This window comes from Pseudomonas sp. MPC6 (assembly GCF_006094435.1).
In the GTDB taxonomy this organism is placed as follows: domain Bacteria; phylum Pseudomonadota; class Gammaproteobacteria; order Pseudomonadales; family Pseudomonadaceae; genus Aquipseudomonas.
Genome location: NZ_CP034782.1, coordinates 87,650 through 110,014 on the forward strand (window position 1 = coordinate 87,650; position 22,365 = coordinate 110,014).

Sequence of the window (22,365 nt, forward strand, 5' to 3'; positions counted from 1 at the left end):
CCCCTACATGGACGGGATCTTCAAGGATTTCTTCATCCGCGGTGAACAGCCTGGTCCAGTCGGTGCCTTCCCGCATGGTCATCGGCCATGGCTGCATCCGGAGGGCTTCAAGCGTGCGGACATCAATCCGGCGACCCAAGAAGAGCACTACAGCATCATGAAGGAGAAGCATCTCGATCGTTTCAACATCGACTATGCGATCCTCACCGGCGACGAGGCCCTTGAGGCCTCGACCCTGGCCAACCCCTATTACGCAGCGGCGCTGGTGCGCGCTTACAACGACTGGATGGTCGACTTCTGGCTGCCCAAGGACCGGCGCCTTAAGGGCTCGTTGCTGATCAGCCCGACCGACCCGCATGGCGCGGCCGCGGAAATCCGTCGCCTCGGAGGTCATCCGGATATCGTTCAGGTGCTGGCTTCCCATGGCTCCCAACGGCCTTATGGCGACCCCTTCTACCACCCCATATATGAAGCCTGTGCGGAGATGGGCTTGCCGTTTGCCATTCATCTGGGCGGACAGGGCGGGGTCAACAGCAACCCGATCGCCGCGGGGCCGACCACCTTCTTCTGGGAAACTCATGCACTGCTGCCGCAGTCGGCCATGACCCACGTGGCCAGCATGATCGCCCAGGGCGTGTTCGAGAAATGGCCGGACCTTTACTTCGTAGTCATCGAATGTGGCGTGGCCTGGGTGCCGGGCCTGCTCTGGCGCCTGGATGCCAACTACAAGGCGCTGCGCAAGGAAACGCCGTGGCTGAAGATGCTGCCCAGCGAGTACTTCAAGCGCAACATCCGTTTCACCACCCAGCCACTGGAGCAACCGGGCACCAAGGTCGAGCACCTGTGGGCGATTCTCGAGGCAATGGACGGCGAGAACACCCTGCTGTTCGCCTCCGACTACCCGCACTGGGACTACGACAGCGTTGAATCCCTGCACATCCCGCCGCAGTGGCGCGACAGCATTCTCGGCGGAAACGCTCTGAAGGTTTACTCGCGCCTGCCCCAGCCCAAGCCCCTGGCCAAGACCGCCTGATAACGAGGAGAAGCCCATGGATGCGAAAAAAGTTCTGGCCTGCAAGACCCATGAAGTCGCCACCGGCCAGCAGAAGATCGTCAAGCTCGGCAACCTGCCGGTCGGTATCTTCAACGTCGGCGGCGAATACCACGCCATGCTCAATGTCTGCCCACACCGCGGCGCGGCGCTCTGCGAAGGACCGCAATGCGGCACCACGCAGGAGACGGCGCACTACGAGTTCATCTACGGCAAGCAGGATGACCTGGTGCGCTGCGCTTGGCATGGCTGGGAATTCGAGATCAAGACCGGCGAGTTCATCGTCGACCGCAGCATCAAGGCCAAGACCTATCTGGTCAGCGTCGAGGGCGATGATCTCTACGTCCATCTCTGAACCCGCTCGGGGTGCCCGGAGCAGGGAGATCACGGCGGCCGGAATGCCGCCGGAAGCACTCATGCCTTCGCCGCCCAAGGACGGCGCGGCGAAGGCGGCGGCATATGGAAAAGTCAGACATTAGCCCAGCTTGGCCTTAGTGCACGAATAGATCGTTTGTCAGCCCCCCCGCCAAGCCGCAGTCTTGGTCTGCATCCGGCCTGAGCCAAGCGCCCCCTAATGGCCGGGCGAGTTTCATTTCCGTCGAAGTACTTCAGCGCTCTGCCCCTTTGCCACAACCTAAACTTCACGAGACCACAATAATGAATAAAACAAATCGTATTGCTTTAGTGGCTCTTGCAATGACACTCGGCGCCACCTCGTCCTGGGCCCAGGAAGCGCCTTCATGCCAGACCCTGCGCATGGCCGACGTCGGCTGGGTGGACAATGGCGCGATCAACGGCTTGTCCATGGCGGTGGCGGAGGGGCTGGGCTACCAAACTAAGGTTTCCACCCTGAGCCTGCCGATTATCCTGGCTTCCGTGCAGGATAAGAAAATAGACTTCTTCCTCGACTACTGGTCGCCGGCTTCTGATCCGATGTTCCAGCCGGCGGTCGCCAACAACAGCGTCACTCTGGCGGATAAACCCAACCTGGTCGGCGCCAGATTCACCCTAGCGGTGCCGAGCTACCTGGCCGCAGACGGTCTCAAGGACATGAGCGACATTGCCCGCTACAAAAATCAGCTCAAGGGCAAGATCTACGGTATCGAGTCCGGTGCCGGCGGCAACAAGCTGATCAAGACCATGATCAAGGAGAACCGCTACGACCTTGGCGACTTCGAACTGGTGGAGTCCAGCGAGGCGGCCATGCGCCTGCAAGTCGCGCGGGCGATCCGCAATAAGGAGCCGATCATTTTCCTCGGCTGGGCGCCGCACCCGATGAACCTGCAGTTCGAGATGACCTACCTCAGCGGCGCCGACGACCTGTGGGGGCCGGACGGCGGCGCGGCCAAGGTGCACACGGTGATGGCCAACGACTACCAAACGCGCTGCCCGAACGCCGCCAAGCTGGTGAGCAACTTGAGGTTCGACGTCGCGATGGAGTCGCACATGATGGAGAAGATCATGAACAAGGAGCCGGCCGTGGACGCGGCCAAAAAACTGATCGCCAAGAACCCGCATTGGCTGGACACCTGGCTGGAGGGCGTGACCACCTTCGACGGTCAGGATGGCAAGGCTGCGGTGATCAAGTACCTGAAGCTGTGATCCGCTGAGCGTGCGCCGGGCCAAGCGCCCGGCGTTCGCGCTGCCACAGCCAAACCCTCGGCTCGACGGACTGCCGTAGGCTCAGTCCTGACTGTGGCTCGCTAACCAGTCCCAGAGTTTCTTCGCCGGCTCGCGCAGTTGACGGCGCAACGGACGCACCAGCCAGAAACGGTCCGGCGTGCTCACGCACAGATCGAACACCGGCACCAGGCCGAGGCGCACTTCACGCTGCCAACGCATGAATAGATTACGGTGCGCAAGGGCGATACCCATTCCTTGACGCGCCAGCTCCAGGGCCATCACCTGAGTGTCGCAGCTGACCCGACGGGTTCGCCGCTCCAGCTCAGCCACACCCGCCGCCTGCAGCCAGGCGCGCCAACCGACGGCGAAGCCGACCGAGTGCAGCAGCGTCTCGCCTTCCAGATCCTCGGGGCGCTGCAGCCGAGCCGCCAATTCCGGCGCCGCTAGCACCACCATCTGCTCCTCGCCCTCGTCCAGCGCAATGCACTCCAGTTCGTCCCAATCGCCACGACCGTATCGGATCTCCATGTCGGCACCCTCGCTGCCAAAGTCGGTGCTCCAGAAGCCGCTGGCCAGGTGCAGAGCTACTTCGGGATGGGCCTTATGAAAAGTCACTAGGCGCGGCGCCAACCACGCCTGTTGCGCCAGCGGCGTGGCGCGCAAGGTGACCGGAGCATCGCGCGACAGCCCGAAGACTTCGGCCGTACTGTCACGCATGCGCACGAAGGCAGACTGGATTGCAGGCAACCAAGCCTCGCCAGCCAGGGTCAGACTGAGACTGCGCGGATGGCGCACGAAAAGCTGCTGGCCAAGGCGATCCTCGAGCAGGCGGATGCGCTGGCTGACCGCCGACTGGGTAATATTAAGCTCCCGGCCGGCGGCGGTGAAGCTCAAGGTTCGTGCCGCCACCTCGAAGGCCTCCAGCCAGAGTAAGGGTGGCAGGTCGTGGATCAGCCCGGGCCAATCCGGGTACTCCGGCATCGACCCGCCGGTTCTGGCCGAGGCGAGCCGCTGGGAATCGCTCATGCTGAAGGTTCCTTGCTCAGGGACGATGCTGCCGAAGATAGCAGCATATGACTAAGCTATGCATTAGTTTGGCTTGGCCTTAGAGCACGAATTGATCGTTTGTCAGCCACCGGACCAAGCCCCACTCTTGTTCTGTACCGGGCATCAGCCGAATACGCCACGTCAGGGTCGGCCGGGCACCACTTTCATGCGCGCTTTAGCGGAGATAACAATGAATACCAGCCTCCTTTCCTCAGGTGTCGCGGAAAACTTCAGCCAGCCGGTCGACATGAAGGAGTACGGCGCCTATGCCGCTTCTCTGCCGATCGTTGCCGCCAACTACACAGGCGCCTGCATCCAGATCGATTGGCAGGTGCTCGATTCGTTCGAAAGTGCCGCATTTCCGCTGCTGTGGTTGCGCGATCACTGCGCTTGCGACACCTGCCGGCACCCGCAGACCTACGAGCGCACCCAGTTCATCATCGATCTCGACCCCAACTGCCTAGAGGTGGCCCCGGCCATTAGCGTAAAGGGCGGGCATCTGGCGCTAATCTGGAGCGACGGTCATGCCAGCCGCTTCGATGCCGGCTGGCTGTATCAGCGGCGCCCGCAGCAGCAGGCCTGGCAGTCGAATATAGTGCCGGCGAACCAGGCCTGGGCGGAACACTTCATCCCCCATCGCAGCGACTTCACCAAGTACATAGCCGGCGGCAGTGCTCGCCTGGCATGGCTGCATGCGCTGTGTCGCGACGGCTTCGCGATCCTGCAGAACGGCCCCAGCGAGGGCGGCGAGATCGACCAGGTGGCCGCCACTATCGGCCCGATTCGCGCCAGCAACTTCGGCGGTCGCTTCGAGGTTTTCAGCAAGCCCAAGCCGAATAACGCAGCCTACACCGCCCTGGGCCTGGAGTTGCATACCGACCTGACCAACTGGAAGAATCCACCGGACATTCAGATGCTCTATTGCCTGGCCAACGACGCCCAGGGCGGAGAATCGATCTTCGCTGACGGCGTCGCCGTGGCAGAGGCCCTGCGCGAGCAGGATCCGGTGGCCTTCCGCCTGCTGGCCGAAACGGTTATCGACTGCCGTTTCGCCGACGAGGAAAGTGACATAGTGGTACGCGCCACGGTGATCCATCTCGACGACAACGATCAGGTGATCGAGGTGCGCTTCAACAACTGGCTGCGCGACAGCCTGCGCCTGCCACCGGCGCAGATCATGCCCTGGTACCGCGCCTACCTGGCCTTCTGGAAGATTCTCCGCTCGCCCCGCTACCGTCTCGACCTGCGCTTAGCCGCCGGTGAAATGGTCGCTTTCGACAACCGCCGAGTCATGCACGGCCGCAAGAGCTTTGACCCGCAAACCGGACGCCGCCATCTGCAAGGCTGCTACGTCGACTACGACATGGTCGAGTCGGCCCTGCGGGTCACCGCACGCCAGGCCGGCGGCGCGGCGGTCTGACAGCAAGCCCGGTTGCCGCACACACCAGGCCGCCCAGCTTGTCATAGACCACACGGTTGGCCCGGGAAATGGCCTGCACAGGTAGTGGCCCGTCATGGGCTTCTCCACGTACAGGGTGTGGACGCAGTGCGCGTCGAAGCCGGTCAGTGACATGGCACGCACGATCACCCGTTTGAGCGGATCGAGTGGACCCTTGAATTTTTTACAAGCGTTTTTTGAGCTGATCGGAATAGGTGTGCGGCCGCAACAAGACCCTGAAAGGGGGCGATATTGAGATCGAATGCAACACGCCAACCGCGATCAATCACCTGGTGGCGTAAGCCATCGCGCTAAAAGCGCAGTTGGACGAGGCGGAATCTTCGCGATGAGTCCGCTCATGCTGAGTGCTACGGTGACGCAAGCGCTACCTTCGCTGATCAGCCAGGCCAGCGCGCAAGCTTGCGCTTTGTGAGCTCTTTACTGCGAACATCCGCAACCCAATATGCGGCAAGTTTATGTGCGCGCCGTGCGGGATTTCTGCACCTGGTGCGCCTCGGTGGGGGCCCCGATCATCGCGGTCAGCCCATTGCACGTGGCGATTTGGATCGAGCTACAAACGCTGAGCTTGACCGCCCCACGATTAAACAGCGGCTGGCCGCCATTCAACATCTATACGACTGGCCGGTGATCGGCCAGGTACTGCCGGTCAATCGGGCCGCCTCGGCGGGCGGTCCGAGTCTTCGTGCATGCGTCAGCAACACCCCGGTGCTCGCTCCCGCCAAAGCGCGGCAGCTGCTGGAGAGCATCGAGGTTAGTATGCCGAGCGGTTTGCGCGATCCCTCTCTGATCGCGTCAATGTTGTTTTCCTTTGCTCGGATCGGATCGGAGCGGAGCGGTCTTAGCCATGCGGGTCGAAGATGTCTACACGCGAAATCGACAGTTGTGGGTACGCCGACGATTGGGCGCGGTAACGGGCAGCTGACCCCACCGTCCTGCCGCAGGCTAATGCTCTATGGTGCGCCGGAAAGCCTTGGCCTCGAGACTCAGATCGGCAAGCACACCTTTCGAGCGACCGGGATTACGGCCTATCTAAAAACGCTGGTACCCACACGGCGGACATGTCCAATCATGCCTCGACCCGCACCACCCAGATGTACGACCGGCGCCGGGACGACATCAGCCTGGATTAGGTAGAGCGGATTCGGGTGTGAGTCGCACCTAGTATCCTTCGACGGAAATCCCACTCGTGTGCCTTCGGCACGCGCAGCGGCATAAACAGAGGGGCCTTTTCTTTTTACGCCTTCTATGGCCATTGAGGCTGAGAGAAAGCCTTCTCTGCACGTTTACCTACGGGCCTTTGGATCATCTTGGTGTTCTCTCAAAAACACTTTGAGTGCTTGCCAAACAGGGCTGTGGTAGCGCCTCGGGTGCCAGACGATGTAAAAAGACCGTGTAAGGTTCAGGTTGTTTTTCAACTCGATCAATGCGCCTCGAGCCAGTTCTTCTGCGACGCTGAGTCGGGGTAAGCAGGCCAGTCCGTATCCGCCTCTGACGGCTTCTTTGATTGCCTCATGCTGACCAAGCTCCATCCTGATTTTCAATTTCTGCGCGTGGCCTGCTATGGCCGATTCCAGTACCGAGCGGGTACCGGATCCGGCCTCGCGAACGATCCAGGCCTGACTGGCAATGCCGGCATCGTCAATTTTTCCGGTACTAGCCAGAGGATGTTCACTGCCGCAGACGATGACCAGTTCATCGTCACACCAGTACTCGGCAACCAGCCGATCGTCCGTGCAGGGACCTTCAATCAGCCCAATGTCGGCTTCAAGTCGCGAGACATCAGACAACACCTCTTCGGTGTTTCGCAGGCGAGCTTGCAACTCAACGCCAGGGTGGAGGTCGCAGAAACGTCCAATCAACGACGGCACGAGATAGGTGCCGATCGTTGCGCTGGCGCAAATCAATAAATTGCCCTGGATAAACCCATCGGGTTCCCGTGCGCTTTCAACAAAGCTCAGCAAACCGTCGAGCAGTGCTTCGGCCTGACTCAACAGTCGAAGGCCTGCATCCGTCAGAATAAGACGGCGGCCGGTTCGCTCAAACAGCGGCACATCCAAATGCCGTTCCAGATCAGACAACGATTGGCTGGTCGCCGACTGGGAGAGGTTCAGCTTAAGTGCGGCAGCGCCGATTGCACCGACTTTGGCGACAGTGACATAGACCTGCAACTGCCGAAAGCTGACCCTAAAGTTCATTTCACTTTCTCCGAATGGTTATATCGTTATAACCATTTTTTCTTTAGGAAGAAACAGGGCTAGTTTTGCGAAGTCGTCACAGAGGAGACAACTTCATGTTGCGAGGCCTTGTACTGAGCGCATTACTCACCTTGGGCGGTTATGCCCTGAGCCAGATTCCATTGCTTCATCAGAGCGGGTTCAGTCCGCTGGTGTTCGCCTTGTTGCTGGGTATCGTGGTGGGCAACATTCCCGGGATTAGAGCAATCCCGTCGGCACAGCGTGGCTTGCAGTTCTGCACGCGTTGGTTGCTGCGCAGCGGGGTTGTGTTATTCGGACTGTCATTGACGATTCAGCAAATTCTGAAGCTTGGGCCGGGGGTTATCGCGCTGGATGTCGGGGTCATCACCACCGTCATGGTGGTCGGCTATTTCATCGGAACCCGTGTGCTGAAACTGGACAAAGATGTCACGCTTCTGACGTGCGCCGGCAGTGCGATTTGCGGTGCCGCAGCGGTGCTCGCTACCGAGGCGGCTATTCGCTCAAGGCCCGCAGCGACATCAATGGCAGTTGCGACAGTAGTGTTGTTCGGAACCCTCGCCATGCTGGTTTATCCCTTGTTGTATCCGCTGACCGGACTGGACGAACACCTATTTGGGATTTATATCGGCGCGACCATCCATGAGGTTGCGCAGGTTGTGGCCGCCGGTGATGCGGTGGGACCGGATGCGCTAGCCAACGCAGTCATTGTGAAGCTGGTCAGGGTCATGTTACTGGTGCCTTTTCTGCTGATTGTCGGGCAGTGGTGGCTTGGCCGGCACGCGCCAGATGCTTCTATGAACAAGAATAAAATCATTATTCCTTGGTTCGCATTCGGCTTTCTGGCGATGGTGGTTTTCAACAGTTTTGTGGTGTTGCCAGAGGAACTGCACAGCGCGTTGGTCCTTGCCGGACAGATAACATTGACCATGGCCATGGCGGCACTCGGTTACGAAACGCGCCTGGACAAGCTTAAAGCATTGGGACTGAAACCGTTTGTGCTGGCGCTGACTCTGTTCATCATGCTGATGGGCGGTGGCTTGCTGACGGTTCACATCTGGATGACCTGAGTGTGGCTCACAGCGGTGTCGCAGGATATTTAGGCTGGTGAGCCAGCGGTGCCGCGTACGATCAACTAGATGGGCAGGAAATCGCTTTACGGGGCTGGCCTGAGTTGATCCATAGCAACAGCATGATGGCGGCCCTCTGCCCCAATTCGTAGGTTGGTAACAAGAGCGTGATTACCCCGGTAACTGACTTGGGTGGTGAGGGGCAAGTTGTCGCAACCGACGATGGACAGATTCCCCGGAACGTGCAGCCTGTTGTCGCCGATGCCGAATTGATCTGTGCCGATGCAAGAATGATCCACATCCAATCGACACAAAGTCAGCACAGGCAATGGTTCGCAAGAATCAGAATGGCTCAGTGACATTTCGGCAACTGGATATTCTCGCTGTTGGACAGCAGGAAACGCCGTTCGCCACCGAGCAGCAGGGTCGAACGATAGACAGTGTCCCAGGGGGGGATGTGGTCGTTGATACCGGCGACGCTGAAACTGTCCACCGTGGCCTTCCGCAGGTCGATCGGGGTACTGCAGACCTCCAGACCTCCAGACCGCAGCTGCGGGTGAGCGGGTTGTGCTTGAAGAGGTCGAGCAAGTCGCCGTGTAGCGCAGCCGGCAAATGGGTGTTGTCGTTGTTCCAGTAGAGGATGTCGAAGGCCGGCGGCTGCTTGCCGAGCAGGTAATTGTTGACCCAGTAGTTCCAGATCAGGTCGTTAGGGCGGTTAGGGCGCATTCAGGCGAACATCTTCGCCATGTCGCGGCCATTCAGCCCTCCCTGTTGGTAGGAGCGGCGTACCGAATAAATCAGCGGGTACATTGTCCCCAAAGCTTCACACTGAGCTGTTACCGGCCCCGCGTGTCCAGGTAGGAAACGGTTGATGGAACAACTGGTTTCATCAGGAGAAAACTCTCCAGTAAAACAGAAATTCAGACGACCTCAGGTCGCACGGTTCCGTTTGCTTCCCAACGTCTTTAGGTTTTCAGTCGGGATGTGTGCCGTTTATCGTCATCTCACTATCGCCGCAATGCTGCCCGAGGTCGTGATCTGAGACCTGATAGTTCTCGATGCCGACCTGCCCCTAAATGAGCACCTGCTATCCGGTGCCCAGGCTACATTCGTCGTTTGGCGCAGCAACCTCCACTAGCGACAGACCCGACGCTGTTCTGACTGTTGCAGACTTATGGCTGAGTGCCGTCGCAGCTTGTTTCGCCGACGCTCTCTGTGACCGTAAGCTGCTCCGGCACTTCATTCGAGGCGCCGACCGTGGTCTCCTGAACCATGGTCATTACGACCTGGGAAGTACCGGAGCCAATGGGCACACAGAGTCCCTGTTCGGCGAGCGGCACAGCGCTGCGCCGGGTCATGCGGTACAGGGCGAAGACGCCAATGGCGGCATGCACCACGCCCAAATACCAGAAGAACCCGTCTGGTCCCACGACCCCCATGACAAAAGCCGCCAGGCTCGGACCTATGGTCGCACCGATGCCGAAGGCAAGCACCAGGTTGCTGCTGGCGGCGACCATCTGCCGAGGCTCGAGCGCATCGTTGGTATGGGCGACACACAGGGAATACATGGGATAGGCCAGACCACCGAACAGGAACGCCACGGCCAGCAGGCCGAGCGCCGAGACTTCCGCGATCGCCACCTCCACAAACGAGGCCAGCGCGGCCAAGCTCGTCACCACGAAGATGACCCTGCGCCTATCGAGCCGGTCGGACAGCCTGCCAATAGGCCACTGCAGCACTACACCACCGACAAACACCAGGCCCATGAACAAGGAGATCCGGCTCAGCGGCAGCCCCATCTGTTGGGCATAGATCACCCCCATTCCCAGCATCGCACCAATCGACATGCCGGTACCCATACAACCTAGGAGGTTCTGTCGCATTAACAACGATAGGCAGCCAAAAATCGGCAGTCTGTTGTTTAGGCGGCCAGAAGATAAAACTGTTCGGCAGGTGACAGCCCTTCACCTTGCGGATGTTGAAGCTGCCCTTTGCGGATCATCTGTATCAATTCAATGCCTGCCAGTAACGTTTGTGCTCGACGAAATGACTTGAATCCCAACATCGGTCGTATTCGTCTTTTGATGTTGCGGTGATCCTGCTCAACTAAGTTGTTCAGGTATTTGTTTTGCCGAACGGTGATCCCTTCAGCTTGGTCGGCATTGAGCACCGCCAGGGCAGCGGTATTGGCACCACTTTTGTCGATGGTCACGACCTCAGGCTTGCCACACTGGCGGATGGCTTTGCGGAAAAAACGCAATGCTGCGTTGGCATCCCGGTTAGCGGTCAACAGAAAATCGATGGTCTGGCCATCAGTGTCCACGGCGCGGTACAGGTACTTCCAGTGGCCGCGGATTTTGATGTAGGTCTCATCCATTCGCCAGCGGCGTCCCACGGGACGCTGGTATCGACGCAAGACCGTATTCAGCACGGGAGCCAGCCTAATAACCCAGCGATGCAGCGTGGAATGATCAACGACAATGCCGCGCTCCGCCATCATCTCTTCAATGTTACGCAGGCTCAGGGCGTAAGCCAGATACCAGCGAACACACTGGGCGATAACATCAACGGGATAATGGAGGCGTTTGAAGGTTTTTCGGATCAGCGACATCTGAGGCAGTGGCTTCATGGAAAACAACAGGTTACCTCACACGGGCTTAGTGCGACAGAACCATACAGCGGCATATCAAGATCAAAGCAAGCGCAAACCCGCATGACCCACAGTGGGAGCAGTATTTCGAGTCCCGATGGGGTAAAAAAATGCTGAGCTCATCGAAAGGTCGCGGGAAGCTTTACCGCGTCTGGCGCAGGCAAGATGGCATGTGCTCTACCTGTCAGAAACCGATCACAAAGAACACCCCTTGGGATGTTCGCAGTATTGTAAAACGGACTGACGGCGGATCAGATGCAGCAAGCAACCTGCAAATGCACCATCTCAATTGCCCTAGAGGGTGTAGACAAAATCATGTCGTGAGTCGGCGCGCGAGCATGCGGGCCTCTGCCAACCACACCCACGCCTCACTCACCACGAACAACCGGTCGTGATGCATGATTAGTCGCCGAGCCCTCTCATTCCAGGCATGAGTCCGCTCGACCACCCAGCGCTTGGGCATCACCACAAAGCCGGTCGGAGCAGGTGCCACGGCAAACAGATCTCCTTGCTCCGAGCACCATTGCCCTGTTCTTCTATTGTTTGGCCCTCGGATCACTTGAACGTCGACCGTGTGCGTTTGATGCACGCGTTGCGCCCATTTCCCGGCGTATGCACTGTCGACGAAGAGCGTATTCAATGAGGGATATTTTTCTTTCGAGTACGCCACCGCGTCATCCGCCGCATCACGATCCTGCACGCTTGCTGCACTGATACTCACTGCCAGCAGCAGGCCCAACGTGTCGACTATCAGGCTTCTCTTGCGTCCCTTCACCTTCTTGCCGGCGTCGTAGCCGCTGTCACCTCCTTGGGGAGAACTGCGAGTGGATTGGGAATCCAGAATAGCCGCCGAAGGCTTGTCATCACGATCCTCTCTTTCCCGCCACTGGGCTCGCAAGCGATCATGCATTTGCTCGAATTTGCCTTGGGTACTCCACCGGCGGAAGGTCTTATAGACGTTATCCCAGTGAGGAAACTCGCGCGGCAGCATGCGCCAAGAGCAGCCTGTGCGTACCACATAGCAGCAAGCTTCAAGTAGCGTACGGCGAGAATGGCGCGGTGGCACGCCACGACCGCCCTGGGTTTCAAACAGGTCGGCGACCAGCGCCCATTCAGCATCGGTCAAGCAGCTGGGATACCGTTGCTCCGGTAACTGGCGTCGGTGCGTTTCGTTATAGCCGTAGGACTTGCGAGGCTCGGCTGCCACGAAGCTGCCCTTGGCACGCCGCTTTATGCGTTTAATACCGGCCAGCTTCAAAGCCTTCGCGAACGTGTCGGGATGAGCAGTGATACCTGTCTCAGTGTGAAAGACATCCGCTAACTCTGCCTGACTAGAAAACGGATGGGCTTGTGCAAGTTTGACCAGTACAGGGTACTGCTCTGCTGCAATCGCGGGAGGGCGTCCGGTTCGGGGCATATCTTCACGTCTGTGTAGGCGGGAGGAAGACGCAGTTTAGTTTATTTTGTCTACACCCTCCTAGTGTCCTGAGTTAAAAGTTCGTTGAACTAATGTGATCTGCCTTGATCAACTGTGTCGTGTGCTAACACAACGAGGTGCTCATCTATGAGAGGCAGACCTAAGACCGAACTGGTGCTCAGCGATGCGGAGCGCGAACAACTCACGGCATTGACCCTGCGGCGCAAGACTGCGCAGGCCCTGGCGCTACGGGCCCGCATCGTACTGGGCTGCGCCGACGGGTTGGAGAACAAGGTGGTGGCTGCACGCCAGCGAGTCACGCCCCAGACGGTCTCCAAATGGCGAGCGCGCTTTGTCCAGCACCGCCTGGATGGTCTGCTCGATGCGCCTCGGCCCGGTGTGCCGCGCAGTATCGACGATGCGCGCGTTGACGCAGTGATCGCTCGTACCTTGGAGTCAATCCCGCAGGGGGCGACGCATTGGAGTACGCGCACTATGGCGCGCGCGATGGGCCTGTCGCAAACGGCAGTGGTGCGCATCTGGCGTGCCTTCGGACTGCAACCGCACCGCCAAGAGACCTTCAAACTGTCCAGCGACCCGCTGTTCGTGGAGAAGGTGCGCGACATCGTGGGTCTGTACCTGGATCCACCGCTCCAGGCGATGGTGCTGTGCGTGGATGAGAAGAGTCAGATCCAAGCGCTGGATCGCACACAGCCCTTGTTGCCATTGGCTCCGGGCATCCCTGAGCGGCGAACGCACGACTACATGCGCCATGGAACAACGACATTGTTTGCGGCGCTCGACATTGCCACCGGCGCGGTGATCGGCGAGCTTCACCGAAGGCATCGCAGCAGCGAATTCCTGCAGTTCCTGCGCACCGTCGAGGCCAACGTGCCAAGCGAGCTGGACATCCATGTCGTGATGGACAACTACGGCACGCACAAGACCCCAACTATCAAGGCCTGGTTTGCCCGCCACCCGAGATTCCATGCGCACTTCACGCCCACCTCGGCGTCCTGGCTTAATCAGGTGGAGCGCTGGTTCGCCACGCTCACCACCCAGTACATCCGCCGCGGTACCCATCGCTCCACGCGCCAACTCGAGCAAGCTATCAAACAGTATCTGGAACTTAACAACGTCAATCCAAAGCCCTTCCAATGGGTCAAATCCGCCGATGACATCCTCGCGAGTATCGAGAGATTTTGTCTGCGAACTTCTAACTCAGGACACTAGGGAGACGCTGAACAATTAACCCGTTCGCGCCGTCCTCCATTTTCAAGCCGTTTTTTCAACCCATCGGCCTTATTCTTCGTTTCTGGGGCCGATTTCTGCCCTCATTTTGCTGATTTGCGGGCCGGCCTCGCCTTTCAGACGGATTTATCCCGCCGCCCGTTGCAAATACCGCTTGGCCAGCAACAGATTGGCCAACCCAAACAGACTGAACAACTGCGCCGTATTCTTTTCTAGTCCACGGTAGCGAACCTTGCGATGATTGAAACGCACCTTAATCACCTGGAAGGGATGCTCGACCTTCGCACGCAGTTGAGCCTTGGCGTATTCAATCTTGCGCTTGACCCGGAACAGCACGCTGCCTTTGCCGTGGTGCTGGTAACTGCTTGGCCGTGCTGCAATCGACCAGATAACGTCCCGTTCAGCATGCTCCGGTCGCTTGGCCGCACCGGTGTATCCAGCGTCACCCGAAACATAGGTTTCGGCACCGTGCAGCAACTGGTCGACCTGAGTGATATCCGACACGTTGGCGGCCGTCCCTACCAAGCTGTGTACCAGCCCTGACGTGGCGTCGACACCAATGTCGGGTAGCAGCAGCGCATTACTGCGCTGCCGCCCCCTAAGAACCGGACGTGAGAGTCACCCCTCATCCGGCTCAAGCCATTTGTCAGCGCCATGTTTTGGCACCGAGCATCAATCCGAAACGGTCGCGGTGCGACGGCGAGCGAAGTAAGGCATCCACGCAGAATCAAACGGATTCGCCTTGCCGCGTATTTTGACATGACGAATGATCGGGATGGTTGCGGTACGAAAGAGCCGCAGTCGTTGGGTTAGCCCGTTGACCTTGGTTTGCGCTGCAAACACCCATGTCCGATTTCCATCTGCGTGGAAATACTTTTGCCTTACCCAGCCCGTCCCTTTTGAAGGATGCCGACGCAATGCCCATCTCCATAAGAGGCGCCAAATTTGAGCATCTATCGATGTAAAGCGGGATTTGGACACTACGTGCCGGTGGTACATACCCCAGCCCCGAATCACAGGATTAAGCTGTAAAATCAGGTTGGATTGAGTAGCTGTCCAGTTCTTTTTCACAATTCCTCTGACCTTTTCCAAAAGTGCTTTCTCGCTCTTGGCAGCCGGTTTGATGAGCAGTTTACCGCCATGCTTGCGGACGTTTTGCCCGAGGAAATCGAAACCCTCATCAATGTGAGTGATTCTGGTTTTCTCTTCCGAGAGTTCCAGCCCCCGCACGGCCATGAATTGCTTGATCGCCGGGAGAACGTTGTTTTCGAGAATTTCCCTCGATACCCCTGTCACAACGAAATCATCCGCATATCTGTTGACGTTGACCTTGTACTTTCTGCGAGCGCGCTCCATCGGGGCCACGCTTGCATCTACTGCCGCTTCAAGTCCGTCCAGCGTCATGTTCGCGATTACGGGCGAGATGATCCCGCCCTGTGGAGTTCCAGCTTCCGTCGCAAACAGAGTTCCTTTGTCGATAAATCCAGCTTGAAGCCATTGGCGCAGGATCGCCTTGTCCATCGGTATATTCTGGAGTATCCAGTCGTGGCTGAAGTTATCGAAACAGCCTCGAATGTCTCCTTCCAGAACCCATGCTGGCGACATGCGTTTCGCCAGCGTGGTGAAGCAATATTCGATGGCATCAGCAGTCGAGCGGTTAGGCCGAAATCCATAGGAATTCGGGTCCGCCAAGCTCTCTGAAATGGGTTCCAGAGCGAGTTTCCATAGCGCCTGCATTGATCTGCAAAGCATTCTGGGGATTCCCAACGGACGCTTCTTGCCATTACTCTTCGGAATGTAGATACGCCGAAGCGGCAGCGCGCGATAGCTGCGATGCCTCATCGACGCCATCCCGTTCCACTTGGCCGCCGGGCCCGACCAGATTTTCCCATCGACGCCCGGCGTTCTCTTACCGCGATTTTCCGTCACTCGTTTCACGGCCAACATCTTGCCGCTATGCGAGCGGGTCAACAATCGTTGCAAGGCGCTAACCTTGCCCCATCTGCCTTCCATTGTTGCCTTGGCGATACGCACTTGGAGTCGTTTCACCTCTTCCTTGATGCGCGGCCAGTCTGCCTGGAGCCACATCCTTTCAGCGTGCGAAGGTGCACCAGCATCGAATGCCGTCATCTGCTTTCCTCCATATAACGATTTGCCAAATTCTCTCGCCATAAATGACCGTGCAGAAGTCTGCTCGTTTTCACGCCCGACGATGTTTCAGCCGGTATCCACTCCATTACAGAATGGCATTCGCTTTCTCCGCGTTCCTATACCCGCAGCACCCACAGCGTTCCTTGCGGTCCGCCTGCCGTTGCCGGCAGCACTACGGGCTTACCCTGTTCCGAATGAATTTCAGAACGAATCGGACCCTTCCTATTCGCCGGCGGTGTTTTGTCCACGATGGCCCAGCTCACAGAGGCCATACCTTACCGCGTACCGTTTTGGTTCAAGCCTATCAGCACCTTTGGCTCGTTGAATGATGACGACGTTTATCAGAAGTTCACATAAGTTGGTCGTACTCGTTCATCCCTAGCCCCTCACCGCGTTTGTGCTCGCAGATTTTGCTTACCCTCGCGGGTTTGCGTACCGAATAGATCGGCGGTTACATTGTCCCCAGAGCTTCACACCGAGCTGTTACCGGCTCCGCATGTCTGGGTAGGGAACGGTTGATGGAACAACCGGTTTTGTCAAAACAGATTCGTTAAGCAAAACAGAAATTCAAGCGACTTTCAGGTCGCACGTGGGCCTTCATCCCGAAGTGCCACTGATTGCCTTTTTTAGCCTGATGCATCTCAGGATCGCGCTTGCCTTCTCGGTTCTTAACCGAGGGCGGCGCGGCGATCAGGGTGGCATCGACAATGGTGCCTTCCTTGAGCAGCAGACCCTGGCTGGCCAGATGCTGGTTAATCGTTTCAAACAGCACCCGCGTCAGCTGATGGGTTTCCAGCAAGCGGCGAAATCGCAGCAAGGTGGTGGCATCCGGTGCCGACTCACGGCCCAGGTCGATGCCCATAAAGCCACGAATGGCCTGGCTGTCGTAGACGGCATCTTCGGTACCTTCATCGGAGAAACCGAAACACTGCTGCACGACATACATGCGCAGCATGCGCGACAACCCAATTGCAGGGCGCCCACGCTTGCCTGTGGTATCGCTATAGAACGGAACCACTTGCGCCTCCAGTTGTGCCCAGGGCACCAGCTGTTCAAGGTCAGCCAAGAAGCGATCGCGACGAGTCTGCTTTTTCTTGCCGGTGTATTCGAGTTCGGAGAAGGTCTTTTGCACGTGCGTAACAAGGCTCACGGAGAGGGGGCTGGTTGGGGTGCTCAGTGTGCCAAGGGTGGGGACGGTTGGCTATTTTTGCAGCGTCTCCCTAGAAATCAGCTACACGCCAAAAACGAAGTTGGGTAACCGGGTGTCGAAAGATGCCTTAGTGGAGGCTTGAGCCGTGTGCGTTGAAAGGCGCATGCACGGTTCTTAGGGGGCTGGACGCGGGTAACCGCGTCTGGCTACCCAACACCGGGGGTCCTTACCGCTGACTGAGGAAGAGATCCTCAAGCTGGAAGAGATCGTTCGCAAAGGCAAAGATTGGCGTAGTCGGGATAGGGCAGAAACCTTGCTACGACTTGCCAGCGGCGACTCGCCAAAAGTGGTGGCCGAAACCCAAGGGGTATGCACGCAAACCGTCTACGAGCGTCGACAACAGTGGTTGAGCAAAGGCTTTGCGGGCTTGGTTGATGCGCCCCGTTCAGGAGCACCGGGCAAGCTCTCGGCCTATCTGCCGATTATTGAGGAGTCGGCGCAGGCAAGCCCTATGAGTGCTGGCGAGATTCATCAGCGACTGGTGGAAGAGTTCGAGGTTACGGTGCACCTGAACACCGTGAAAAATGCACTCAAACAGCTGGGGTTCGTCTGGAAGCGAACCCGCTACAGTTTAAAAAAACCGTGATGCACAGGCCTTCGCTAGAAGCGCTGAAGAGCTTGAGCAGCTGATAGGGAAGGCGCACGAAGGTGAAATCGAATTGGCTTACGTGGATGAGGCGGGCTTCTCATTGGCACCGCCGGTGCGCAGCGCCTGGACCTTGCGCGGTAAGACGCACAAGGCCCAGCCCCAGAAAGCCGGCCGACTCAACGTCATGGGAGCGATGTTCAGTTCTGGCGGGCTGTATTTTTCGGGAACATGGGGAACGATGACGTCGCTGGCCTTTGCGGGTTTCTTGAGTCAGTTGCTAAAGCGGACAGCCAAGCCCTTGGTCGTGGTGGTGGACAACGCCTCTATTCATGCGGCGAAAGCGATACGGGCACTACTCCAGCTGCCGGAGTTCGAAAGGCTGACCCTATACTTCTTGCCGCCGTATTCCCCTGAGCTGAACCGGATCGAGATCCTCTGGCGCAAAATCAAATACGAGTGGCTGCCTTTTCGTAAACACACACGAGCAGAACTGGAGGGCGCACTCGATCGCATCCAAGCTGGATTTGGCAAGGATTACAACCTGACTTTTTGTTGAGCACTTAGTCTAAAAGACAGGCATCCGCCCGGGACGTCTGCCCATCATGGGTACTCAAGCCCTTCACTACTGGCTGGCTCAACTGAGCCAGCTCAGCACCCAGCAGAAATCCACGCTGCATCATCCCTGCAGAACCCACCCGCGACAGCGGTACTGGATGGCTTGCCTGCCTTGCAGAGTTGTCCGCATTGCCAAGCCAAGGCTGAGCGTCTTGCTCCCTGAGGATGGTCACGCGGCTTACGTCGCTATCGTTGCCGTGCTTGCCGCCGGACTTGCTCCGCGTTGTCAGCAACAAGCCTGGCCCGCCTGCATTACCCCGAGCGCTGGAAAGACTAGGCCAGGCACTGATTGACGGCCTAAGCGTACCGCAAGGCGGCCAAGACGTGCAGCATCAGCCAAAACACGGCTTTCCTCTGGCGGCACCGCTTCCTGACTTCAGCGGCCCAGCATCACGCCAAGCATGAAGCAGGAATTGTTGAAGTAGATGAGACGTTCTTTCTAGAGTCCTGCAAAGGTCAACGACAGCTGCCACGGGCACCGCGCAAACGCGGTGGAGTCGGCGTGACCCGAGGCACGGGTAAAGACCAAATCCCGGTGATGGTGGTGCGCGACCGGGAGGGGCATACCGCGGACTTCAAGCTGGCCAAGCTCGATGGCAAGCATGTACGAGAAGCGCTTCTACCGCTGATCGATCAGGAGTCCGTGCTCTGCTGTGATGGGGCGGCGGTATATGCCAGTTTTGCCCGGACGCAGGGCACTACACATCACGTAGTGCATGCCCGTCCCGGCCAGCGCGTACGCCAGGGCGCTTTCCATATCCAGAACGTCAATGCCTACCACAGTCGCCTGAAGAGCTGGATGGCTCGCTTTCATGGCGTGGCCACCCGCTACCTCCCGAACTATCTGGGCTGGCGCCGTATGCTGGAGCGTTACCAGCAGAGTATTCGGCCGGATCACTGCATCCAGGAGGCGCTAGGGCGCACCATGCAACGCGCTATTGGGATATAGCTATTTATTAGTCGTTAATCGTGACGCGATTCTACCATCAATTGTCGCAAATCATCTATTCAGGGTGTAGTGATCCGGGTGACGATGGCAACTCAAAATAATTACAAACCAATAGAGATACAGGAGGTGAACTATGTCTAGTCCTCATCGTAAAGGCCCATACCGCAGCGTTTCCTCCTACGCGTGGTCAAATGTTGGCTGCCGTACCACCAAAAAAGCGATCGAAGAAACAGAACGTCTGTTGCCGTAAGCCTTGGAAGCGGGGGATCTGCTGGAAATGTCAATATCTATCCAAGCTCACAACCCGGCCCGATTGTAAAAGTCATGCCTCCTCTGATCTTCACTGAAGAGCATGTAGGCATGCTTCGCTGAAGCCTGGGATAAAACCGTGGCAGCTGCAGAAGGTGGCGGTCATCAGCAGTGGTTCTAAATCTCTGAGCCCTTGATTAATGACTAAACGTAAGGCGCTGGTTCCCTACGTTTATATTTACGATGTGAAGAGTAGATAGATATGCCTCGCAGAAATATTCGACCGGATTCCAGCAAGGTTGACTTGAATAACCTGGAAACCTGGTTGCCCGTTTACGATTTCATCGACTACAACCGATTGGGTGATCTGGTTGAGGATAAATTTGTAAAATTTATGGAGACGACACCGAAAAGTGCCGAGATGCACAAGCGCGCCAGTAAACATCTGCTGAACGGTGTTTCAGAGAGCTTATACTGAGGCTCAAAAAATAATTAGCATAAATGAAGGAGAGCATCATGCCTGTAACCGGAAGCCACCCCCTCACTATTGATAACTGGCAATCTGCCCGTGCCGAAGGGATGATCAATCTACAAAGTATAATCCCGAACCTGATGACGATTAACGCTCAAACAGTGTATCGGCTTAACTATCAGGCCATAAACTACGATCTGCATGAAATTCCCAGCGTAGCAAGGCTGTTGAGTCATCCGGCGGTGGCCGGCCTGGTAGTGATGAAGGCTAGTGGGGAGGTGTTGCTTGAGCACTATAATAATGGCAACGGCCACAATACGACTTTTTCTATTCAGTCCTCGACCAAAGCGATCGGCTACCTGTTGCTTAATCGTGCGCTTAAGGCTGGCAAAATATCTCTGGACGATAAGGTAGAGCAATATATTCCTGAGATCGGTTCAGGATTCTGGGGGCGTAGTGTCGCCGATGTGGCAGCGATGGCCGTGCATCACAATGTCGCTGAACTGGCTGCCTATACCGGTGATCCGGAAGCGATGGTAATGTATGACCGTGATGAGCGGGTAATCGGACTGGCGCGTAACGATGAGAAGGAAACGTTACGGCAGTTTATTGAACAGATTGAAGCTTCGGGTGAAGCAGGCTCAAATCAGTGGCAGGGCAAAATCGCCAATTACGCAACGATTAATACCAGTGTTCTGGGTTTGATGTTGGAAAATGCGATGCAGGTGCCTTTGATGGCTCAGGTGCGGGTCCTATTGCATGAGATCGGTGGTGAAAATCCGGTTCATATAGGTACCGATTTTGAAGGTGCTCCGGTGATAGGGGCAGGCATGCTAATGTCTACTGTCGATTTTGCCCGCTATGGTCGACTGCTGATCGCCGACAAGGAACAGGTACTCAGCGACCGGGAAGCGGCAAGCATGCATGGTGAACTGGTTCCGGCCGATCTTACTTATGTCGATTCTCGCTACTACAAGTCGGCGATCCATAATGAGTTTGGTATTGGTCACAGTGGCTGGGCTGGGCAGCTGATATGGGCTGATCCTGAAAGCGACATCGTTATCGCAATGAATGGACAGCTGGCGAGCGAACTGCCGGCTCCATTTGACCACTTTTTAAAGCTTTATCAGGGCGCGATTGATATTGTTAAGTATTTCCGTTCCGTTCCGAGCCTGTGACTGAATGAGAAAGGGCGGCCAGATGCGCACGATTTGATTAATTTACTTCTTTTTGCCCCGCAGGATCAGCGGGGCATTTTTCGATACTGCATCACGATTCGCCTTTACGCCTTTTTATTACGGTATTTGGCGGGAGTTTCCCCCGTCCACTTTTTAAACGCTTTGATAAAAGCACTAGTATCGCTGAAGCCCAGTAAAAAACTAATCTCTTTAATCTCCATCGTTAGTGCTTCGATATTCTGGATGGCCAATTCACGACGGGTGTTATCCAATATTTGCGCAAAGTTGATTCCTTGTTCTTTTAACTGCCTTTGCAGTGTTCGCGGTCCAATGGCCATGATATTAGCCACGTTTTCGAGTCGGCTTTGGCCTCCAGGCAGCGTTTGGCGAATATGGTAGGAAACCGATGCTATCAGATCAAAATCATCGGGAGCCGAATTAATCAAATCAATCAAATGCTTTTTGATGATTGGGAACAGCTTTAAATCTGCTGAAGGCACCGGCTTGTCTTCCAGAGTCGCAGAGTAAGTGATGGTGTTGACTGGCTGGTCGAAGTAGGGGGTGATGCCCAGGAGCTTTTGATAGGTTGATATATCGCCTAGTGGATCATGTTGAAAATACACCCCAGAAGGTGTCACGCTATGCTCACAGAGCTGATCGACAACGTGCTTAACATAAGCCATCGCAAACTCAGCATCCTGATTTTTATGCACTACCTTGGGATGCAAGATTGCATACTCGATCCCAATCCTGTCACCGCGGTTGATATAGGCCATCCGAGTTCCTCCCTGTGACGATTTCAGAAAAGTGGCCATATTGTACAACGCAGCACCTACAGTCGGGGAGTTGAGTACCACATAACCAAATGCACCCCATTTTGCCGGATTTTGCTGTGCGCCCAGTTCAAGGCCAAGCATCGGGCGTTTGGTTAATAAGGCAGCGAGTTCTAACAGGTGGGTGAAGTTATCCAGTCTGACCGTCTGATAAGGGTCATCTATGGCCTTGAGGTCGATGTCGGCTTGATCAAACAGCGGCTTAGGATCGAAACCCTCGCGTCTTAAAATTGCTGCCAGATCAACTGCCACCGACGCGCTGACAGTTGCTATATCGGAAGGCGTTTTATTCTGCATCAAGCCGTTCCTTTCGGTTAGAAAACTAATGGTAAGTCATT

The 22,365-nt window shown here is 56.9% G+C and carries 17 protein-coding genes and 4 pseudogenes; 11 read left to right on the plus strand and 10 right to left on the minus strand.

Annotation, left to right across the window (positions count from 1 at the left end):
- Positions 1 to 7 precede the first annotated feature (7 nt).
- From ELQ88_RS00755 to choX, 3 genes are all read left to right on the plus strand, one after another.
- Entirely contained in the window at positions 8 to 1,033 is a 1,026-nt protein-coding gene (locus tag ELQ88_RS00755) for an amidohydrolase family protein (protein ID WP_346342778.1), read from the plus strand.
- Between the two features lie 16 nt (positions 1,034 to 1,049).
- Positions 1,050 to 1,406, plus strand: a complete 357-nt coding sequence (locus ELQ88_RS00760) for a Rieske (2Fe-2S) protein (RefSeq protein ID WP_138962963.1) — start codon at positions 1,050 to 1,052, stop codon at positions 1,404 to 1,406.
- A 302-nt stretch (positions 1,407 to 1,708) separates the two neighbouring features.
- A complete protein-coding gene (gene choX, locus ELQ88_RS00765; protein ID WP_138962965.1) occupies positions 1,709 to 2,653 on the plus strand; it encodes a choline ABC transporter substrate-binding protein in 945 nt (314 codons plus the stop codon).
- Positions 2,654 to 2,734: 81 nt separating this feature from the next.
- Here choX and ELQ88_RS00770 read toward each other — a convergent pair whose 3' ends face one another.
- Positions 2,735 to 3,700 carry a LysR substrate-binding domain-containing protein gene (locus ELQ88_RS00770; protein ID WP_346342775.1) on the minus strand — a complete coding sequence of 322 codons (966 nt, stop codon included), beginning with the start codon at positions 3,698 to 3,700 and terminating at the stop codon, positions 2,735 to 2,737.
- A 211-nt stretch (positions 3,701 to 3,911) separates the two neighbouring features.
- Here ELQ88_RS00770 and ELQ88_RS00775 point away from each other — a divergent pair, with 211 nt between their 5' ends.
- On the plus strand, positions 3,912 to 5,141 hold the full coding sequence (locus ELQ88_RS00775) for a TauD/TfdA family dioxygenase (RefSeq protein ID WP_228761525.1): 1,230 nt from the start codon (positions 3,912 to 3,914) through the stop codon (positions 5,139 to 5,141).
- 1,322 nt (positions 5,142 to 6,463) lie between these two features.
- On the opposite strand, the gene ELQ88_RS00785 is transcribed toward ELQ88_RS00775, so the two are convergent.
- Entirely contained in the window at positions 6,464 to 7,375 is a 912-nt protein-coding gene (locus ELQ88_RS00785; RefSeq protein ID WP_138962967.1) for a LysR substrate-binding domain-containing protein, read from the minus strand.
- 95 nt (positions 7,376 to 7,470) lie between these two features.
- On the opposite strand from ELQ88_RS00785, the gene ELQ88_RS00790 reads away from it, so the two are divergent.
- Positions 7,471 to 8,463, plus strand: coding sequence for a YeiH family protein (locus tag ELQ88_RS00790; protein WP_138962969.1), 993 nt, complete (start codon positions 7,471 to 7,473; stop codon positions 8,461 to 8,463).
- A gap of 370 nt (positions 8,464 to 8,833) precedes the next feature.
- Here ELQ88_RS00790 and ELQ88_RS00795 read toward each other — a convergent pair.
- The 4 genes and pseudogenes from ELQ88_RS00795 to ELQ88_RS00810 all read right to left on the minus strand — a co-directional run.
- A pseudogene (locus ELQ88_RS00795) lies at positions 8,834 to 9,255 on the minus strand (class II poly(R)-hydroxyalkanoic acid synthase); the annotation flags it as partial.
- 380 nt (positions 9,256 to 9,635) lie between these two features.
- Positions 9,636 to 10,310: an MFS transporter gene (locus tag ELQ88_RS00800; RefSeq protein ID WP_161599933.1), complete on the minus strand. Its 675-nt coding sequence runs from the start codon at positions 10,308 to 10,310 to the stop codon at positions 9,636 to 9,638.
- A 74-nt stretch (positions 10,311 to 10,384) separates the two neighbouring features.
- On the minus strand, positions 10,385 to 11,074 hold the full coding sequence (locus ELQ88_RS00805) for an IS6 family transposase (protein ID WP_138962948.1): 690 nt from the start codon (positions 11,072 to 11,074) through the stop codon (positions 10,385 to 10,387).
- A 352-nt stretch (positions 11,075 to 11,426) separates the two neighbouring features.
- Positions 11,427 to 12,530, minus strand: coding sequence for an IS5 family transposase (locus ELQ88_RS00810; protein ID WP_138962973.1), 1,104 nt, complete (start codon positions 12,528 to 12,530; stop codon positions 11,427 to 11,429).
- A gap of 147 nt (positions 12,531 to 12,677) precedes the next feature.
- Between ELQ88_RS00810 and ELQ88_RS00815 the strand changes: the two genes are divergently transcribed.
- The gene (locus tag ELQ88_RS00815) at positions 12,678 to 13,763 is read left to right on the plus strand and encodes an IS630 family transposase (RefSeq protein WP_138962975.1); all 1,086 of its coding nucleotides are present in this window, start codon (positions 12,678 to 12,680) and stop codon (positions 13,761 to 13,763) included.
- 144 nt (positions 13,764 to 13,907) lie between these two features.
- On the opposite strand, the pseudogene ELQ88_RS00820 reads toward ELQ88_RS00815, so the two are convergent.
- The 3 genes and pseudogenes from ELQ88_RS00820 to ELQ88_RS00835 all read right to left on the minus strand — a co-directional run.
- Positions 13,908 to 14,342: pseudogene (locus ELQ88_RS00820) on the minus strand (transposase); the annotation flags it as partial.
- A gap of 111 nt (positions 14,343 to 14,453) precedes the next feature.
- The gene (gene ltrA / locus ELQ88_RS00825) at positions 14,454 to 15,911 is read right to left on the minus strand and encodes a group II intron reverse transcriptase/maturase (protein ID WP_138962977.1); all 1,458 of its coding nucleotides are present in this window, start codon (positions 15,909 to 15,911) and stop codon (positions 14,454 to 14,456) included.
- A 607-nt stretch (positions 15,912 to 16,518) separates the two neighbouring features.
- A pseudogene (locus ELQ88_RS00835) lies at positions 16,519 to 17,064 on the minus strand (IS5 family transposase); the annotation flags it as partial.
- A gap of 331 nt (positions 17,065 to 17,395) precedes the next feature.
- On the opposite strand from ELQ88_RS00835, the gene ELQ88_RS34465 reads away from it, so the two are divergent.
- The 5 genes and pseudogenes from ELQ88_RS34465 to ELQ88_RS00860 all read left to right on the plus strand — a co-directional run bounded on the left by ELQ88_RS34465 (position 17,396) and on the right by ELQ88_RS00860 (position 21,194).
- Positions 17,396 to 17,728 carry a helix-turn-helix domain-containing protein gene (locus ELQ88_RS34465; RefSeq protein WP_228761526.1) on the plus strand — a complete coding sequence of 111 codons (333 nt, stop codon included), beginning with the start codon at positions 17,396 to 17,398 and terminating at the stop codon, positions 17,726 to 17,728.
- Between the two features lie 43 nt (positions 17,729 to 17,771).
- Positions 17,772 to 18,287 (plus strand): IS630 family transposase, encoded by a 516-nt coding sequence (locus tag ELQ88_RS00845; protein WP_228761529.1) that lies wholly within the window; start codon positions 17,772 to 17,774, stop codon positions 18,285 to 18,287.
- A gap of 46 nt (positions 18,288 to 18,333) precedes the next feature.
- Positions 18,334 to 19,295, plus strand: a pseudogene (locus ELQ88_RS00850) (IS1595 family transposase).
- Between the two features lie 511 nt (positions 19,296 to 19,806).
- Positions 19,807 to 20,022 carry a hypothetical protein gene (locus tag ELQ88_RS00855; RefSeq protein ID WP_138962981.1) on the plus strand — a complete coding sequence of 72 codons (216 nt, stop codon included), beginning with the start codon at positions 19,807 to 19,809 and terminating at the stop codon, positions 20,020 to 20,022.
- 38 nt (positions 20,023 to 20,060) lie between these two features.
- Complete coding sequence (locus ELQ88_RS00860) at positions 20,061 to 21,194, plus strand: serine hydrolase (protein WP_161599934.1); 1,134 nt, start codon at positions 20,061 to 20,063, stop codon at positions 21,192 to 21,194.
- 104 nt (positions 21,195 to 21,298) lie between these two features.
- On the opposite strand, the gene ELQ88_RS00865 is transcribed toward ELQ88_RS00860, so the two are convergent.
- Positions 21,299 to 22,324, minus strand: a complete 1,026-nt coding sequence (locus ELQ88_RS00865) for an AraC family transcriptional regulator (protein ID WP_138962984.1) — start codon at positions 22,322 to 22,324, stop codon at positions 21,299 to 21,301.
- Positions 22,325 to 22,365: the final 41 nt, after the last annotated feature.

Bases quoted from the DNA above. Each gene is read 5' to 3' on its own strand.
- ELQ88_RS00865 (WP_138962984.1), bottom strand. From the start codon at position 22,324: ATGCAGAATAAAACGCCTTCCGATATAGCAACTGTCAGCGCGTCGGTG.
- ELQ88_RS00785 (WP_138962967.1), bottom strand. From the start codon at position 7,375: ATGAACTTTAGGGTCAGCTTTCGGCAGTTGCAGGTCTATGTCACTGTC.
- ELQ88_RS00805 (WP_138962948.1), bottom strand. From the start codon at position 11,074: ATGTCGCTGATCCGAAAAACCTTCAAACGCCTCCATTATCCCGTTGAT.
- ELQ88_RS00775 (WP_228761525.1), top strand. From the start codon at position 3,912: ATGAATACCAGCCTCCTTTCCTCAGGTGTCGCGGAAAACTTCAGCCAG.
- ELQ88_RS00755 (WP_346342778.1), top strand. From the start codon at position 8: ATGGACGGGATCTTCAAGGATTTCTTCATCCGCGGTGAACAGCCTGGT.
- ELQ88_RS00855 (WP_138962981.1), top strand. From the start codon at position 19,807: ATGCCTCGCAGAAATATTCGACCGGATTCCAGCAAGGTTGACTTGAAT.
- ELQ88_RS00810 (WP_138962973.1), bottom strand. From the start codon at position 12,530: ATGCCCCGAACCGGACGCCCTCCCGCGATTGCAGCAGAGCAGTACCCT.
- ELQ88_RS00800 (WP_161599933.1), bottom strand. From the start codon at position 10,310: ATGTCGATTGGTGCGATGCTGGGAATGGGGGTGATCTATGCCCAACAG.
- ltrA (WP_138962977.1), bottom strand. From the start codon at position 15,911: ATGACGGCATTCGATGCTGGTGCACCTTCGCACGCTGAAAGGATGTGG.
- ELQ88_RS00860 (WP_161599934.1), top strand. From the start codon at position 20,061: ATGCCTGTAACCGGAAGCCACCCCCTCACTATTGATAACTGGCAATCT.
- ELQ88_RS00770 (WP_346342775.1), bottom strand. From the start codon at position 3,700: ATGAGCGATTCCCAGCGGCTCGCCTCGGCCAGAACCGGCGGGTCGATG.
- ELQ88_RS00760 (WP_138962963.1), top strand. From the start codon at position 1,050: ATGGATGCGAAAAAAGTTCTGGCCTGCAAGACCCATGAAGTCGCCACC.
- ELQ88_RS00790 (WP_138962969.1), top strand. From the start codon at position 7,471: ATGTTGCGAGGCCTTGTACTGAGCGCATTACTCACCTTGGGCGGTTAT.
- ELQ88_RS00815 (WP_138962975.1), top strand. From the start codon at position 12,678: ATGAGAGGCAGACCTAAGACCGAACTGGTGCTCAGCGATGCGGAGCGC.
- choX (WP_138962965.1), top strand. From the start codon at position 1,709: ATGAATAAAACAAATCGTATTGCTTTAGTGGCTCTTGCAATGACACTC.